Here is a 17,416-nt window from a genome sequence, read left to right on the forward strand (position 1 = left end):
ATTTTAATTTTTATATTTTTTGTTTTGAAAGGCATAATGCCTTTCAAAAATTTTTTACCTATGTAAGTGCATTTTAGAATATGTAGTATGTTTTGGATAAACAACCTGATTATATTATAGCATCAGGTATTTAATGAGTCAATAAATGTTACCAATTTGTAATATTTCTGTAATATTAATTTAACATTTCTCGTGGGTCTGGGGCCCTTCGTTGCGCTCAAGATGACATGGATACTTTAATCAATTTTTCATTCCCATCCCATTTAACTGTATAGCCTATTTGTTGAGCTATTTCTGTTAAAGGGAAGTAGGAGGTGCCGTTTAAAATAAATGCACCTCTTTGACCGTTTGTAACATCTTTATAGGATTCTATATCAAAGGTAATGGCGTTACTCCCTTTTGAAACGGTCAATTTATTGTTTTCTGAATCCCAAAAACTCTCGCTTTCATGTATTTTTGCAATACAGCAGATGATACAAAAGTTTTTCCATTTAATACTAAAATTCCGTCCTTTACTACCATAAATTCATTGTTTGCAGTGCCTTCAAGGTTAGGCCCTACGTCACTTAGAAAATATGGATCACTGATTAGATTAGAATAGGTCTTTAAAATTCTTTCATTGTCTGTTATAGCATAGTTGTTTATTCTTCTACCGGCTGGTGCATTTACCAAGTTATTCACATCAAAGTAAAATATAGATTTAACCCGCGGATACTTTGTCTTTAAGCCCTTGTACATGCGGGTTATCTTTTCAATTGCAAAGTTTTCATAGTATTTCCCGTCAGTTATGGTATAGTGAGTAGCACCAAATTCAGAAATCTGTATCGGCTTTCTTTCACTCAATGTGTCGTAAACATAATCCAATAACTCCAATGGGTCTTCTTGGTCTGCTCTTAGGTTTATATTGCCATTGTGATAAATTACGTTGTATATATTTACTCCGACCCAATCAACATAATCGTCGCCAGGATAATATGACAATATATTTGATTGTGGAAATGTAAATACAGTCCACACCATCATGACATTTGGTGCTTCTTCTTCCATCACATCATGGACAAGTCTCCATTTTTCTATGTATTTTTTAGGATCGCCGCTATAGGCTGTCCAGTCCCCATTCATTTCTGAGGCAAATCGCAAAAAAACAGGTATTCCAGCTTCGTTTAATTTTTTTGCAAAACTCCGTAAATATTCGTCATCTTTTACTTCATCTAATCCGTTATTCGGTTCAAAAGCTATATGAGCAGCTGCGCCTACTTTTTTTAGCTCATCTATCCACTTTTGAGGAAACGGACTGCCATAACCGACGTAAATGAAAAAAGAAGCATCTTTTTTGCCTGTGAGTTCATTAAACTTTTTCATATCACCATTTATTAAAGTGTCTTGATATACATAAGCTCCAAGGTATACGCCTTTTTTAGGCTCGTATTTTGACAGTTTGTAGTCATTTACTTCAATTAGAACTCTTATGTTTGAATTCGCATCAAATGTTTGTTCTGCCTTTGCAGAAGTAAAAGATGCACAAGTAAAAGCAAAAATTAAAATCCATAATGCAAGCTGTTTAATTTTTGTCATCTCCCTACCTCCACAACTTTATCTTTAGTTTTGTAAAGTTACTTGGGGCATAACTTCTATTTCAAACATTCTACTCCAAGGGTATCTTACTTTTACTTCTATATCTTTTATTGTAACAAAACTATTTTCCCTCTTTACTATTTCTCCAATATATTTTTCCTTTATTGTATCAATAATGGGTTTCATCTTTATTGAAAGTTCTTCATCTGCAGTTTTTCTATCTATGTTATCTTTGCTCATGTGGTTTGACTCTGCCCATTTGTACATTTTATTTCTTACATCAGCCTGATAGGCAAAGTCATCCGCATAACGTATAAAAGAAAAAGAGATAAAACTTTTTATGGCCTCCTCCTCTATGTAAGGAGGAAGTATGCTTTTGTCAAGGACCATTTTAAAAGACATTTCAGATATAACTGTCCCTATTGCGTTGCTGGGAGTATTCCAGCCCGCATAGAGAAAGCTTAAGGGATTCAAGTCAAAGAGCACGTTGATTAGCTTTTTATCCGCCATATTAACATATGCAACATCTGCTATTCCGAAAATTTGTCCTTTATTTTTATATTTTTGTATGTCATTTTTTATTCCTAAATTTTCATGTGTATGGACATACAATATACATTCGCCACTTGAATCGGTTTTTCCTCCTATAAAATTAATTTTTTCTTCCACAATTTTCTTAAGGTCTGCTCCTTCATAAGGCAAAATAACTTTATCAGGGTCTTTTACGTCATAAACGACATTAAAACGCGGAATTTGCTTGTAGTACTCATTTGCAAGCCTTGCCGTTATCTCCATACCTATTTCATCAGCACCATGAAGTACATATACTTTATCTGATATATGCTGTGCTTTCGCATATTGGTTAAGTTTTCGCGCCACCATATTTGACATGCTAAACTTCTGTGTGTCGTCAATGCCTATTACTAATGTTTTTATATATCCCTCTTTTGTCCAATCAATGAGCTTTTCATTTACTTCTTTATTTAACTCAAAAAGTTCAGTGTACTTAGTAAGCACATCAGTTGGTATGCTTTTTTTATTTTTTCAAGCCCGGTTTTATCCTTTTCTTGATTAAAAAGGTCCACTTTATCAGTTAACTCTGAAAATTCTTTTAGCTTGTCACTGTATTTTACATACTGGTAGTCGGAAAATTGTGTAGGTGTAAGGCGAGGTATTATTGAAAATATGATTATATTTTTGTTTTCACTCTCTGTCAAAAATTTATAAAGGAGTGAAAGTCTTCTTTCATAATCATTATAGTTTTTGATATCACGGGATGCTATAAGGCCTCCATTCAAATACTGTTGCAGTGATATTACAACAGCATAAACGTTACTTCTAGGAATAACCTCATTAAGCCATTTATTAAGCCCTTCAAACTTTCCCGGCTTTGTGTAGTCATCAAGTACATTCTGTGGAGGCAAAATCAAGTTTTTCCCCCACATATTTGTCAGAAGGCTTACATTTTGGGTATTTACAGGCCGGCTGTCAAGAGGAATAAAAATTATGTCGTCTTTGGGCATTGTAAATTTTTCATTGTAAGTAGAAGCTGGCAAGGAAAATATACATAAAGTCAGTACAAACCACAAAGCTTTTTTAAACATATCCTTCTCCTGCTTGTCTTTTTGTATAAATTATACCATAACAAAAGGGAATTTTCATTTTATTATAATCTTTTTTTGGGCTTGGGGATTCTTCTGAGTACTTTGCACTCCTCATAATTACAGAAAAAGAAAACTTGGCTCATAATTACAAATATTTCTTTTATAAAAAATTTAATGTTTTGTTAACTTTTTTGTAACATATTTGTGATAATTATGTGATATATTTATGATAAATTTGTGTGAGAGGTTGGAAAACATGAGCAAAAAAGCGTTAATCATCCTTACAATCATGGTAACAATTGTACTTGCTGCATCAATTCCAGTGCTACATTCAAAGGCACAATCTAAAAAGCCATTTGTGCCTGTTTTAATGTACCATCACCTTCAAAAAGAAGGTACATTTGATTCTAAAAAGTATGGTGGTGTAATAATTGACCCAGAAAGATTTGAAAAGCAAATGCTTTACCTTAAAGCGGCAGGATATCACACTATAACTTTAGAACAGCTCAGAGATTTTGTACTGTACAACAAGCCTTTGCCACCAAAACCTATTGTAATAACTTTTGATGACGGATATTTAAGCAATTACACGTATGCATATCCTATACTTAAAAAATTAGGAATGAAAGCTGAAATAAATATTATAGTAAGTTATGTGCCAGATGAAGTAAACAAGCAAAAACCCGAAGTTGTTATACCGCATTTTACGTGGCAACAAGCAAAAGAAATGGCAGACAGCGGAGTAATAGAGATTGAGAGTCACACATATGACCTCCACGGTTACAGGTCAAATGATTTTAAGAAAATCCCAATGGTAATGGGACCTGTAATCATTGATGGACATCTTGAAACAATGGAACAGTATAAAGAAAGGCTTTATCTAGATTTCTTGCGCTCACGAGAAATAATTAAAGAAAAAATAGGTAAAGCGCCTATATGTTTAGCATATCCTTTTGGTTCGGGAAATAAAATAAGCGACGAGATAGCAAAAAAAGTAGGTTTTGAAATGGCATTTGGCATTAAAGAAGGAGTAAATTATTATGGCGATAATATTATGAAGTTAAAACGAATTACTGTGAGGGATTCCGATACAGGTCAAGACATTGTTGAAAAAATAAACAAGTTAAGTAGGGATACAGGGTTTATTCCTTTTTGGGATATTAAAAATATGTGGTCTGAAAAGAATATACTTAGTTCGGTAATAAAAGGGATTTTTGCAGGATATGAAGACGGATCTTTTAGGCCAAACAAAATTATATCTAGAGCAGAATTCGCTTCTTTGATAGATAGAGCATTTTTAAAAGATAAACCGGTATTGCAGCAAGAAATTTCCTTCAAAGATGTTTCTCAAAATGCATGGTACTATAAACCTATTGCAAATATAGTAAATAATGGAATTATGAAAGGATACGAGGATAACACTTTTAAACCTCATAATCCCATAACGCGAGAAGAAGCCATTAGCGTTCTTATGAAATTTTATGAGCCAGAAGAGAATGTTGATTTTGCTATTTTTGATCCTGCAGACAAAAATGACATTTCATCATGGGCATATGATTTCATTAAAAAAGCTTATGAGAATAATTTAATAGCTGGTACAAATATAGATGGTAAAATATACATTTATCCTAAAAAGCCTTTGACCCGAGAAGAAGCAGCAGTACTATTAGATAAAATAGTGAAGGAGTAGCGAAAAAGCCACTCCTTCATTTTTAATAATTAGCAAATACGTCTTTTAGTTCATCATTTAGTGTATTCCACGTATATATTGAATATCCAACTGCATCTTTTGAAGCATCAAGAGCACCCCTTAATTCGTCTACAGAGGGAAGTCCATAGCCGTCATCATAACCGTGCAAAATGACTTCTATGTTGACGTTGTTTCCTGCTAAAAATTGTACTTTTTTAATGGAATCAGATACAAAATTTTTTGCATCATCATAGGTGTAGTTTGCGCTTGATACGTGCCAGTAGTCCATTAAAGCAATTGCATCAAAATATTTTGACATTGTAGCATAAGGGTAGTTAGGTCTGTATTGGGGTGGATAAGTGATCGCGATAAAAGGCATTCCTGCAGGTAAATTTTTTAAAGTTTGTGTTGCATAGTCTTCTACCTTCTTTGAAGCTGTAACTGGATCTTTTTGAGGCAATTCTTCTATATCTGCAGCAATCCCATCTACGCGATAACCACTTGGGGTAACATAGTTGGCAACTTGAGCCGTCAAAGATGCATCATATGTGGTGTCTTTCAAGTCTGTGTACAGCCATGCTATGACCTTTATTCCAGCTCTATGTGCAGCAGGAAGTAAGTCATCCAGCCATTTTTTCCATTTGTCTGGAAATCCCGCTTTTGATGTAGCAACTTCAAGGTAAATATGAGTTACTCTGGCATTTACAAAGCGGCTTAAATCATTTGCAGTAGGCATCGTAGAATATATACTGTACCATACTCCTTTTCCTGCATAGGGTAAAGACGTAAGAGCTTGACCGATATTTCCTCTTGAAGATTGACTGCCACCAGCTGTCAGCGTCCTTCTATCAAAATTAGAAATATCACTCGCTACTTGATTAGGATTGTTATATGCAATTGTAAGCCATCCTGCAATCCAGCCTACTACTCCGTTTTGAAGTTTGACTTTATACCAATCGCCTGATTTGTTAATTACACTTAATATGTCCCCGTTATTGACCTGCGTTATAATGTCATACTGTGTACCTGGGCCTGTCCGTATATTTACTACATCAGCGTTTACCATTAAAGAGGAAGGTAGAGTTGTAATAATCGGTTGTATGTTAATTATCAATTTGCCATCCTGTTGCGCTACGGAATAATCAGCATCACTGCTCAAGGTAATAATTACTCTCACCGTGTTAGGAGTAAGCTGTGTCGGAATAACACCTTTTACAACTTTATCATCAAGGGCAAATCCATATACTCCATTTTTTAAAACTGCATTGTTTAGATCTACAAAAATTGCGTCCTTATTTGGCGATTTTGAAATGTTATAGTTAGAATCTTGAGTTAAAATAATTACACTTCTTGCATCATTCATATTAGTAAATCCTATACTATCTACAGTATACGGTTTGACAGAGGTATCTTGTGTATTTTGATTTGTGGAAGTATTGTTTAAATTAGGTTGGGAAGTCTGAGTAGTATTTGAGCTTTGGACACTCAATTTTGCAGAAGCAATTTGCGTGTCTGTCCCTGTTTTACTGTCTATATACACAGTGTTTGTATTTTCGTCCCAATTGACGTTATTTTTGAAAGCTTCACTTATAAATCGCAATGGGACATATGTATAGCCATAGTTTACAAGTTTAACAGATGAGTCAAGTTTTACAGGCTTGTCATTTACATAGGCAGTGTCTTTGTAAAAATAGAGGACGATTTTATCTCCATTGTAAGTAATCCACACTTTAGTGCTGTCATAACCTATTTGCGCCCCCATTTTTTCTGAAATAAACCTTACTGGCACAAATACATGATTGTCAATCATGAGGGGCTTCATATTCGGATTTTGTTTTACCCCGTCTATGAGGATATTTATAGGTGGGTAATTGTAGGAGATGTTTTTTCCATCGATGTTATAAGTTTCAGCCGCATATGCAAATGTTCCACTGTAAATTAGAAAAATTAATAAAAAAATGAACAGATACTTTCCCTTTCTTCGCATCGGCCTCCTCCTCTTTTGTTTCTCTACTTTTTATTGGATTTATTGTAATACACTTATGTTACAGTTATATTGCAAAAGGATTACAATATGGTTACAAATTCTTCTGCTTTTACTATTTTAATATTTTTATACTCTTTAAGTTGAAGCAAATGATTGTCACCTGTGACTATGAAGTCACAACTTCCTTCTAAAGCACACTCTAAGAAAATATTATCTTTTGGGTCTTCTTTTATAACCTCTATTTTTTGTTTTGGATATACAAATAAAACCCAATCAAAAGATAAAAGCCTATTTAGCAAGTCAAGTCTTTTCTCAATAGTGCCAAAAACAGCAAACTTATCTCGCGCCAACACATTGGCATATTCTTCCACAATTTCTTTGCTTACTACTGGGTCAAATTTATTTAAGACCCAATAATCAATAACTTTTGCAGGATAGCTTTTTTTGCTAATAAAAGCTGAAATTAAAACATTAGTATCAATTACTGCACGCATTTTCGTGCTTCCTCTATCTCTTTTTGTACGTCTTCCTCAGATAAGCCTGCTGTTTCGGCTTTACTTCTAAATTCGTTTAAAATTTGCATAATCTCTAATTGTTTTGCCTTCTTTTCAAGTTCTTTTAATTGATTGTACATAGAATAACTGATTATAACTCCTTTGGGTTCAGATCGAGAAGAAACTATTATCACATCGCCTTTTTCTACTTTTTCTAAATATTCACCTAATTTGGGCCTTAATTTGTCTATTCCAATGACTTCTTCCATCTATTTTCACCTCTAGATTAATTTTAAAATTAATTTCTAGATATATTATAACCTTTTTGTTCATAACTATCAAGTAAAATTTAAGGGCTGGATAATATCCAGCCCTCCAAATTGTATATAAAATCAATGGGTAATCCTGAGGAGTGCGAAGCACGACGAAAGGATCGCAGACCCTAAAGAACTCTTAGGTATTACTTTCGGGTCTAGGGTTCTTCGTTGGCGCTCAGAATGACCCAGGGAAGTTGTGTACTCCGACGCAGAATGACATAAAAAGCTCTTTTATTCCTTGTCTTTTAACATTGCACCAATGAAATCTCTAAACAATGGATGAGGTTTTAAAGGTCTTGACTTGAATTCCGGGTGGAACTGGGATGCCACAAAATAAGGATGGTCTTTTAATTCTATCATTTCAACCAACCTTTCATCAGGAGAAAGACCTGAAAGCACAAGGCCTTTTGAGGTTAAAAGCTCCCGGTATTGGTTATTGAATTCGTACCTATGTCTATGTCTTTCATAAATTAATTCGTCTTTATAGGCTTCATAAGCTTTTGTTCCTTCAATTACTTTACAAGGATACACTCCCAATCTCATTGTGCCGCCTTTTTCATCTATGTCTTTTTGTTCAGGCATGAGGTCTATTACAGGATGGGAAGTATCCAGGTCAAACTCTGTAGAATTAGCTCCTTTTAGTCCTGCTACATTTCTCGCAAATTCTATTACAGCACACTGCATCCCAAGGCACAATCCAAGGTAAGGAATTTTGTTCTCCCTTGCATACTGGATAGCCCTTATTTTGCCTTCAATGCCTCTATCACCAAATCCTCCCGGCACTAATATACCGTCTGCTCCCTTTAAAAGTTTTTCCACTGTCTCATCATTTACATGCTCAGCATTTACCCACCTTATATTCACAGCAGCTCTATGATAAACTCCCGCATGTTTTAATGCTTCTACAACGCTTATATAAGCATCATGAAGGTCAACGTATTTTCCCACCAAAGCTACTTCTACCTGTTTTGTGGGGTTTTTTTCTTTTTCTACGTATTCTCTCCACTCTTTTAAATCCGATTGGCCAAGGGGCAAATTTAATCTTCTTAGCACATATTCATCTACTTTTTGCTTTTCGAATTCCAATGGTACTTCATAAATTGATTCTACATCTCTATTCTCTATAACCGCTTCTACATCTACATTGCAAAAAAGAGCGATTTTTTCTTTTAAGTCCTGCGTTAGAGAAAGTTCTGTTCTGCATACAATCATATCCGGTTGAATACCTATTGACCTTAATTCTTTAACGCTATGTTGAGTAGGTTTTGTTTTTAATTCCCCTGTATTACCAAGATGAGGTACTAATGTGACGTGGATAAACATAACATTGTCTTTACCTTGTTCAATTGCTACTTGTCTTATAGCTTCAAGGAAAGGAAGGCTTTCTATGTCTCCTACTGTTCCGCCAATTTCTGTTATTACTACGTCCACATTTTTTTCTTTTGCAACTCTGTATACTCTTTCTTTAATTTCGTTCGTTATGTGAGGTATCACTTGCACTGTGGCACCAAGATAATCCCCTTTTCTCTCTTTTGTGATGACAGACCAATACACTTTACCTGCAGTTACATTGCTATTTTTGGTAAGGTTAATGTCTATAAACCTCTCATAATGGCCAAGGTCTAAGTCTGTCTCCGCCCCATCTTCTGTAACAAAAACTTCACCATGTTGGTATGGACTCATTGTGCCGGGATCTACGTTTATATAAGGGTCAAATTTTTGAATAGCAACTGATATGCCGCGACTTTTTAAAAGCCTTCCCAATGATGCAGCAGTTATGCCTTTACCAAGAGAGGATACAACTCCTCCTGTTACAAAAATATATTTCGCCATCATCTCACCTCTTAAGTGTATTATCGTTTTTTATGATTAATTTTTAATGGTTTATAACCCATAAAAAAATCTCTATTTTGGAAAAATAGAGACTCGTATCCCTTTAAGTTTAAATAAATTTTTTTAAATTTTTGTCATCCCGCCAGTACATAAAAACACCTCGTGAAAATAAATACTTATTTATTATATAGGATTTTAAAGTGATTGTAAAGAGGATAAAACATCTCACCTCACAAATTAAATCAATCACTTTAAATTATTATAACACAAATTGCATTAGTTTTTGCAAAATATTATAATGTTGTAAGATATTAAAATCTTAAAGCTTTATCTTATTGAAAAGGAGGAAAAATATGGCTGCAGATTATCACGTCCACATAGAAAACGGCCCTTATACTATAGAATGGCTTAAGAAGTTTATAGATTCTGGTTTAAGTAAAGGTCTAGTTGAGATTGGCATTTCTGAACACGGACATAGATTTAAAGAAGGATATAGCACTTATAAAAGTGACGGTTTCAGAGGAGAATGGATAAAAAGTTACATGGACCAAAGCATTTCTAATTATGTTGAATTGATAAAGGAAGCAAAAGCAATGGGACTACCTGTAAAATTAGGTATAGAGGCAGACTACTTCCCCGGAAAAGAAAAAGAATTGAAAGAATTTCTTGAACCTTATCCATGGGATTATGTTATAGGGTCTGTTCATTGGATTGAAGATTGGGGAATAGACCTTGAAGAATCTATAGAAGAATGGAAAAGGCGTGATATTGATGAGGTTTATCTTGAGTATTTTAATATAATTGAAAAAATGGCTAAAACAGGTCTGTTCGATATTATAGGACATATTGACCTTGTAAAAATTTTTGGATTTAGGGCAAAGCCTTATACTTTTGATAAGATAAATCGGAATATTGAGGAAATCTCTAAAACAGGTATAGTAATTGAAGTTTCTACTGCAGGCTTTAGAAAGCCTGTTGGGGAAATATACCCTTCAAAAGAAATAATGGGAATGATCAAGAAATATAATATACCTATTGTAGTAAATTCTGATGCCCATAATCCTTACGATGTGGCAAGAGATTTTGACAAAGCTTATGCTTATGTAAAATCATACGGGATAAATACTCTTTATTATTTTGAAGGGAGAAAAAAACTACCCTATAATATCTAAAAGGAGCAAGAAAGACCTTGCTCCTTTTTCATTTTATTTATTTATATATATCTCCTCTTGTATCAAAAGCTTTCACTTTAATAGCAAAATCTACGTTGTCAATCTCAAAAATCAATCTATAGTCTCCAACTCTTAACCTATATAAACGCTCCTTTTTCTTGACTTTGTCAGTTCGAAACCCAAAAAGCTTGGGAATACAGGTATTGACAAAAAATGGGCGTGAAATTTGTCACTACATCACTTTCTCATGCTAATTAATTCCATGCCTTCCTCATACGTAATGAAATTTTTTGGTGCTTTTATTTTCATCACCTTCAATATGTTTTCAGCTTTCTCCTCCATCTTTTGTTTAATTAAATATTTCTTCCCATTTATCTCTATCTCCACAAAATTCATTGAACCTATCGCTTCTTTTATTCTATCACTGCTTAATTCTTTCCCCTTAGACCTCAAGCTGTATTCTAAAGTTCTTTCCAGTAAAAATGCTAAATAGCACACAACAAAATGCCCTCTTATCCTTTTTTCCGTCCAGTGAAATATTGGTCTTACCTCCAGACAGCTTTTCATTACTCTGAAAGACTGCTCTATCTTCCATAAATCATGATATGCATTCAAAACTTCTGTCACACTCATTTCTTTCTTGCTGGTCTGAATTGCATAAAAACCGTCAAATTTCTCATCTCTCTTTATTGCTTCTTCATCCAGTACATATTCTTCTGATTCGGAAATGCGTCTTAAATATTTCCTTCCTCCTCTCTTTTCTGCTGCCCTTACATTGCCGGGCCTTTCTAAAAGTTCTTTTGCTTTTTCTACTAGCCTTTGCCTGTCTTCTTTATCTTTTTTGGCCCTCTTGCTTGAATAGGTTATTACTAGATTCTCAGGTATCTTGAATATTTCCCCTTCTCCCGTTTTGATAATATTCTCTCTTTCTATGACCTTGAATCTAAACTCTTCACCAAATATTTCTCTGTCAAATCTCCACTTTTTCTCTTCAAGAACTTGATATCCTTCTTCATCAAATACTCTATCTAAAATCTCTTTACTCATGTTTTTCAGTCTGCTTGCCACAATGTAGTCGTATCCCGCTTCTTTTATCAGCTTTAAATTAAGTTTACTGTTAAGACCTTTGTCCGCCACTATTATTACCTGGTCTATGCAAAATTTCTCTTTCAGTTTCCTCAAAATTTCTATCATGGTCTTGCTGTCAACAGTGTCTCCAGGAAACAGTTCATATCCAACTGGTCTTCCTTCTTTATCTACAAGCATGCCCATTACCACTTGTACCTCATTTACCTTGTTATCCTTGCTAAATCCAAAATCCCTTAAATTATCTTGCTTAATACTTTCAAAGTAAAATGTTGTCACATCATAAAAAACAACATCAACTACCATGTTAAATAAATCTCTATTCTTGTGATAAAGATATAGCTCTAAATCCTCTTTTATCTGGGCCAGAATATCTAATCCCCTGTACAGCTGATTTAAATCAATATCTTCTTCAAATTCAAAGTATCTGTTTTTGCGGTAGTATGTCTGAAGTTTGCTTACTGGCTGAATTAATCTTTGTACTGTCATCAAAAATGTCACTTTATCAATGTCAAACTTTATCCTGGAATTTTGGGAGCTATACCGTTTGAGAAATTTACCTATTTCAAGCTCTTCCCAAAGTTTTCTATACACAACATATCCCCAGTTTTTAATAATTCCTTCTGAAACATCTTCTGGAAAAAGCTTGATGGAACCTGTTTCTTCACTGGAGCTTAAAAATATTTTTTGCAATTTATCTACAAGATTAATGAAAGAAGGGTCATTTTTGAGTTCATCAATTCTACCGAGATTAAGCAAGACTTTTTGCTTTATTTTACCATTTTCGCGATAATTATGGACAATTTTGGCATACTCATAGCCACCAGCTTTAGTTATTTTGAGAAACATATGGCATCACCTTTATGTTAGTTTATTACATTATACTACAAAAAGTGAATATAGTCAAGTATTATGGCAATAATTAGAAGAAAAATTGTCCCTACAGTTTTGAAAATTTTTTTAATCCTAAAAACAAAAAACCCTTGAAAATCAAGGGTTTGATATTTTTTACCAGCCTAAAAATGGCCTCCAACTGACAAAGTCGAGAACTCTTAACCTATATAAACGCTCCTTTTTAGATGTTTTTAGTTTTTTTATATCTCCCTCAAAAGGCAACTTACTGCCTTCTTTGCTTCTTCTAAAGTTATATATTCTCCCTCGCTTTCTTTTAACAATTTTTCCTCTTCATGGGTCATTTGTTCTACTTCTAAAGATTTATCCCAATCGTTAAATTTTTTTATAAGCTCTTTCTTTTTTCTCTTTAAGATACTCAGCAAAGTCAATCGCTTCAGCAATTTCCTTCTCCGTTAAAGAATCTATAATTTCATTTAATTTTTTTATCATGCTACTATTTTGCATTTTTATCACCTTAATAAAATTTACTTTACATATATTATATCATCTTTACAATATTCTGACAACAATCCATATCTCTATATCAATCCTTTAACTGCTCTTGCTTTTATTATGCTATTTAATTTATTTAGAGACTCTACTGCTTCATCAGGGATTTCTTTGTCTGTGCTTACAATCATTAATGCTGTTCCATCATTTTTATTTGGGCTTACTTGCATGGTAGAGATGTTTATGCCAAAGTCTCCTAACACATTCCCTATGTGACCTATAACCCCTGGTATGTCTTTATTCTTGACAAATAGCATATACTCCGTAGGTTCAAAATTTACTTTATGTCCCATATACTCTACAATCCTCACTTCTTCTCCGTATGTGGTTCCTGCAAATTGTGTTGTTTTGCCATTGGTATCTGTAATCTTGAGAATGATAAGGCTTGAATAGTGGTTTATTTCTTCGATTTTACCCTCTACAACTTCTATTCCCATTTCTTTTGCCCTTAATTTTGCATTTACAACACTTACATCCTCCTCTAATACAGGCTTTAAAAAGCCTTTAAGAGCATAGAGAGTAACAATATCTGTATTAGTTTTCGAAATTTCTCCTCTATATATCACTTCAACTAATCTAACAGGAGTATCATTTATTTGATAATAAAATGCTCCCATGGCTTCAGCCAATTTCATATAAGGTTTGAGCTGTGAAAATTCGTCGGATTTTACCCCGGGTAAATTTACTATATTTCCGTACAGATTACCGTTTAAAGCCGAGATTACTTCTTGCGCAATGGATATACCTATGTTTTCTTGCGCTTCATAAGTTGAAGCTCCAATATGAGGCGTAAAAACGACATTTGGCAGTTCAAGAAGTGGATTGTTAAAATCTTGTCGTTCTACATTATATTTGGGTTCTACTTCAAGAACGTCTAATCCTGCTGCCGCTACAATGCCCTCTTTAATGGCATTGTAAAGGGCTTTTTCATCAATGATGCCTCCTCGTGCGGCATTTACTATTCTAACTCCCTTTTTCATTTTTTTGAACTCTTTTTCGCTGAGCATTTTTTTGGTCTCTTCCGTTTTCGGGAGGTGAATTGTTATAAAGTCTGATTGCTGAAGCAATTCATCTAAAGTAACTTTTTCCACACCGTATTTTTCAAAACGGCTATCAGGCATATAAGGGTCGTAAGCAATTACTCTCATGTTGAATGCTGCCAACCTTGCAGCAACAAGGGAACCGATTCGACCCAAACCTATTATGCCTACAGTTTTTCCGTTCAATTCAACGCCTTTGAATTTATCCCTTCTAAAGTCTCCATTAAGGCCAGCATGATATGCCTGTGGTATATTTCTGGCTATAGCCAGCATAAGACCAATGGTCAATTCCGCGGCAGCAACGATATTTCCAGCAGGAGTATTTACAACAAGGATTCCTTTTTCAGTAGCTGCTGTTACATCAATGTTGTCAACGCCATTTCCCGCACGACCTATGACTTTTAATCTTTCACCTTTTTCGATGAGTTCTCTATCCACTTTTGTAGCACTTCTAACAATAATAGCATCATAATTTTTAATAATTTCTAAAAGCTCATCTCTTGAAATATTAGTTTTCACGTCTACGTCAGCGTGTTTTTTTAGATATTCAATGCCATTTTCTGATATTTTCTCTGTGACAATTATCCTCAAGTTATATCCCTCCTTACCCCTCTATTGCGTCTTTCAACGCCTCAAGAGTTTTAATAAGCATTTCTTCAGTCACATAACCCATATGACCTATTCTTATAATTTTCCCTTTTAAAGGTCCTTGTCCTCCTGTTATCAATACCCCATGTTTTTCTTTCATATAGTTTATAATTTCTGATGCTTTGTATTTTTCAGGAACTTTTATGGCAGTTATTAAATCAGAAGCTGTGTCTTCTTCCGGCAGTAGCTCTAATCCTAGGCTCTTTACGTATTCTCTCACTCTTTTTCCATAGTCGGCTTGCCTTTTGTATACATTATCCAGTCCCATTTCTAAAAGCATATTTGTCGCTTTTGCTACAGCCATTATTATGGAAACAGCAGGAGTAGCAGGAGTATCGGGGTTGGGCTTTAAAACGCCTTCTCTTGCTTTTTTTAAGTTAAAATAATATTTTGGAAGATTAGAAGTTTCAGCCATTTTCCATGCTCTTTCACTTAAAGCAACAAAGCTAAGTCCAGGAGGCGACATAAGGCATTTTTGAGAACAGGTTATTACTGCATCAATACCCCATTCGTCCATTTCAAGTGGTATACCGCCTAAAGAGCTTACAGCATCAACGACAATTGCCACCCCGTATTTATTAGCAATTTTTGCAATTTCTTTTACATTATTTGTAACTCCTGTAGAAGTTTCATTATGAGTGACTAAAAGGGCTTTGTAATTACCATTTCTTAATTTGTCTTCTAATACGTTAAGGTCTACGGCGTTTCCCCAGCCAAAGTCTTGAAGTTCTGCATCAAGGCCATAAGCTTTTGCTATATCATAAAACCTTTCTCCAAAGTAACCTATACTGGCTACTAATACTTTATCACCGGTGGAAAAAAGATTCGCAATGACAGCTTCCATTCCACCTGTTCCTGATGAGGTCAAAGTTATAACTTCATTTTTAGTTTTAAATATTTCTTTTAAATTTCTATTGAGATTAGAAAATAATTCATAAAATTCTTCCGTTCTATGGTGTAATGGCTGTGCACCAGCAACTTTTTTACCTCTTCCGGTACCATTGTAGGCCCCGGTGTCATCAATGTCATCTCTTTCATCTTATCACTCCCTGTTACTAGATATATATTTAATATGATAAATCAATAAAGTAAAAAATGCAATAGCAAAAAATACATTTGTCCACGCAAAGTGGACATTGTTAAAAAAATATCGATTACTGATATGCAAAAATGAAAAAATATATTATCACGAAAGGTAAGAATTATTAAAAATTATCCATAATAATAAAATAAAAAGAAAGCGCCCGTTAGGGCGCATTTTTCTTTAGCTCCATCTTATATGTTTCCTGTTTTCTCTAAAATTCTGTAAAGCATAGCTGCTGCCTCTGCTCTTGTAGCGTTGTCTTTTGGCTTGAAAGTGTTATCTTCATATCCTCTTACTATTCCAAGTTTTACTGCATTCGCTACTACATTCTTTGCCCATTCGCTTATCTTGTTGTTATCACTGAAAGTGGTATTCCCTATACTGTCCTCTTTGTACTCTGCAAGCTTTCCGTATACCCTCATTATTACTGCTGTCATCTCTTCTCTTGTTATTGGGTCATCCGGCCTCATATTCTTGCCGTCTCCTAACATTATCCCTGCTTTGTATGCTGCTTCTATTGCGTTAGCATACCATGTTCCTTCTTTTACGTCATTGAATTCTCCTTTGTATGGCTCTTCTTCTATTCCTAATGCCCTTATCATTAATGCTGCAAATTCTGCTCTTGTTATTTTTGCGTTCGGTACAAATGTTTCACTGTCTACTGTCATTTCTCAAATTAATTTAGCTTAAAATCGAAAAAATTTCTCAGATTAAATAATCTTGTGATAAAATTAATGCTAAAGGAATTTGATAAATTTTTTCAGATTCCTTTAGCATTAATTTTAATTGGAGAGGTTACTTATGCAAATAGTTTTCCATGTTGATAACATTGAAGAATATTTACATAAAGGTAAAGATTACAATTTCCCTGCCCCGCCAGATAGATGTCCTCATCCCGATTGCAAGTGTAAAGTAAAATTAAAAAAGCACGGGTTTTATTACCGTTACTATTTAGACGGATCCAACTGTGTAAAAATAGCCATAAGAAGATATATATGCCCTGTGTGCAAAAGGACTCTTTCCTACCTTCCTGATTTCTGTATTCCTCATTTTCAGTATTCTTTCAATATGATTGTAAAGTCTTTAAAAGAGACACTTCTCAGAGAAAAAACTCTCAGTTCTTTCATAAGTGACTTAAAAAGAAACTTCCCTACCATACTATTTTCAAGACAGCATATATATTTTTACACCAAAAGGATAATGAATAATTTAAGTTTTATCATATACGGATTAAGGCAAATAAACCCTTACATAAAGTTATCTGAGACTGACTCACAAAGAGAGAGGGCCAGAGAGATTTTGGACATAATAAGCATTGTACCACTCTTCTCCCAACGGTTTTATGCTCATTGCCAAAAATCATTTCTGGCCTCTCTCACATAATTCTAGCATTAAACCTGAAAGATTTAAATAAAAATTTTGATTTTTCTTAGCAACATAACTTTTTCCTTTAATGTCCCCCAGGTATGAGCTAAAATTACG

12 protein-coding genes and 3 pseudogenes are annotated in these 17,416 nt (G+C 34.3%); 3 read left to right on the forward strand and 12 right to left on the reverse strand.

The window, feature by feature from the left end; translation table 11 throughout:
- Nucleotides 1-217: 217 nt before the first annotated feature.
- From OEI98_RS14140 to OEI98_RS15420, 3 genes and pseudogenes are all read right to left on the reverse strand, one after another.
- Nucleotides 218-412: a stalk domain-containing protein gene (locus tag OEI98_RS14140; RefSeq protein ID WP_266038588.1), complete on the reverse strand. Its 195-nt coding sequence runs from the start codon at nt 410-412 to the stop codon at nt 218-220.
- Nucleotides 409-1,575: a glycoside hydrolase family 26 protein gene (locus OEI98_RS14145; protein ID WP_266038590.1), complete on the reverse strand. Its 1,167-nt coding sequence runs from the start codon at nt 1,573-1,575 to the stop codon at nt 409-411. Before OEI98_RS14145 ends, OEI98_RS14140 begins: the two co-directional genes overlap by 4 nt.
- 24 nt (nt 1,576-1,599) lie before the next feature.
- A pseudogene (locus OEI98_RS15420) lies at nt 1,600-3,179 on the reverse strand (DUF4127 family protein).
- 256 nt (nt 3,180-3,435) lie between these two features.
- On the opposite strand from OEI98_RS15420, the gene OEI98_RS14160 reads away from it, so the two are divergent.
- On the forward strand, nt 3,436-4,869 hold the full coding sequence (locus OEI98_RS14160) for an S-layer homology domain-containing protein (protein ID WP_266038595.1): 1,434 nt from the start codon (nt 3,436-3,438) through the stop codon (nt 4,867-4,869).
- A 22-nt stretch (nt 4,870-4,891) separates the two neighbouring features.
- Here OEI98_RS14160 and OEI98_RS14165 read toward each other — a convergent pair whose 3' ends face one another.
- From OEI98_RS14165 to OEI98_RS14180, 4 genes are all read right to left on the reverse strand, one after another.
- Nucleotides 4,892-6,856: a stalk domain-containing protein gene (locus OEI98_RS14165; RefSeq protein ID WP_266038597.1), complete on the reverse strand. Its 1,965-nt coding sequence runs from the start codon at nt 6,854-6,856 to the stop codon at nt 4,892-4,894.
- Nucleotides 6,857-6,936: 80 nt separating this feature from the next.
- Entirely contained in the window at nt 6,937-7,350 is a 414-nt protein-coding gene (locus OEI98_RS14170; RefSeq protein WP_266038599.1) for a putative toxin-antitoxin system toxin component, PIN family, read from the reverse strand.
- Complete coding sequence (locus OEI98_RS14175) at nt 7,338-7,619, reverse strand: type II toxin-antitoxin system Phd/YefM family antitoxin (protein ID WP_004399084.1); 282 nt, start codon at nt 7,617-7,619, stop codon at nt 7,338-7,340. The genes OEI98_RS14170 and OEI98_RS14175 overlap by 13 nt, the downstream gene beginning before the upstream one ends.
- A gap of 279 nt (nt 7,620-7,898) precedes the next feature.
- Nucleotides 7,899-9,500 carry a CTP synthase gene (locus tag OEI98_RS14180; protein ID WP_004399086.1) on the reverse strand — a complete coding sequence of 534 codons (1,602 nt, stop codon included), beginning with the start codon at nt 9,498-9,500 and terminating at the stop codon, nt 7,899-7,901.
- 353 nt (nt 9,501-9,853) lie between these two features.
- On the opposite strand from OEI98_RS14180, the gene OEI98_RS14185 reads away from it, so the two are divergent.
- Nucleotides 9,854-10,672: a histidinol-phosphatase gene (locus tag OEI98_RS14185; RefSeq protein ID WP_266038601.1), complete on the forward strand. Its 819-nt coding sequence runs from the start codon at nt 9,854-9,856 to the stop codon at nt 10,670-10,672.
- 237 nt (nt 10,673-10,909) lie between these two features.
- Here OEI98_RS14185 and OEI98_RS14190 read toward each other — a convergent pair whose 3' ends face one another.
- The 5 genes and pseudogenes from OEI98_RS14190 to OEI98_RS14210 form a co-directional block, all read right to left on the reverse strand.
- The gene (locus OEI98_RS14190) at nt 10,910-12,607 is read right to left on the reverse strand and encodes an IS1634 family transposase (RefSeq protein ID WP_266038604.1); all 1,698 of its coding nucleotides are present in this window, start codon (nt 12,605-12,607) and stop codon (nt 10,910-10,912) included.
- Nucleotides 12,608-12,852: 245 nt separating this feature from the next.
- A complete protein-coding gene (locus OEI98_RS14195) occupies nt 12,853-13,053 on the reverse strand; it encodes a hypothetical protein (RefSeq protein WP_266038606.1) in 201 nt (66 codons plus the stop codon).
- 138 nt (nt 13,054-13,191) lie between these two features.
- Nucleotides 13,192-14,793 carry a phosphoglycerate dehydrogenase gene (gene serA / locus OEI98_RS14200; RefSeq protein ID WP_266038608.1) on the reverse strand — a complete coding sequence of 534 codons (1,602 nt, stop codon included), beginning with the start codon at nt 14,791-14,793 and terminating at the stop codon, nt 13,192-13,194.
- 13 nt (nt 14,794-14,806) lie between these two features.
- Nucleotides 14,807-15,888 (reverse strand): annotated as a pseudogene (locus tag OEI98_RS14205) (pyridoxal-phosphate-dependent aminotransferase family protein).
- A gap of 237 nt (nt 15,889-16,125) precedes the next feature.
- Nucleotides 16,126-16,596: pseudogene (locus tag OEI98_RS14210) on the reverse strand (S-layer homology domain-containing protein); the annotation flags it as partial.
- A gap of 139 nt (nt 16,597-16,735) precedes the next feature.
- On the opposite strand from OEI98_RS14210, the gene OEI98_RS14215 reads away from it, so the two are divergent.
- On the forward strand, nt 16,736-17,317 hold the full coding sequence (locus OEI98_RS14215) for a DUF6431 domain-containing protein (RefSeq protein WP_266036853.1): 582 nt from the start codon (nt 16,736-16,738) through the stop codon (nt 17,315-17,317).
- The last annotated feature ends 99 nt before the right edge of the window (nt 17,318-17,416 follow it).

It is taken from the genome of Thermoanaerobacter sp. RKWS2 (assembly GCF_026240795.1).
Classification (GTDB): Bacteria; Bacillota; Thermoanaerobacteria; order Thermoanaerobacterales; family Thermoanaerobacteraceae; genus Thermoanaerobacter; species Thermoanaerobacter ethanolicus.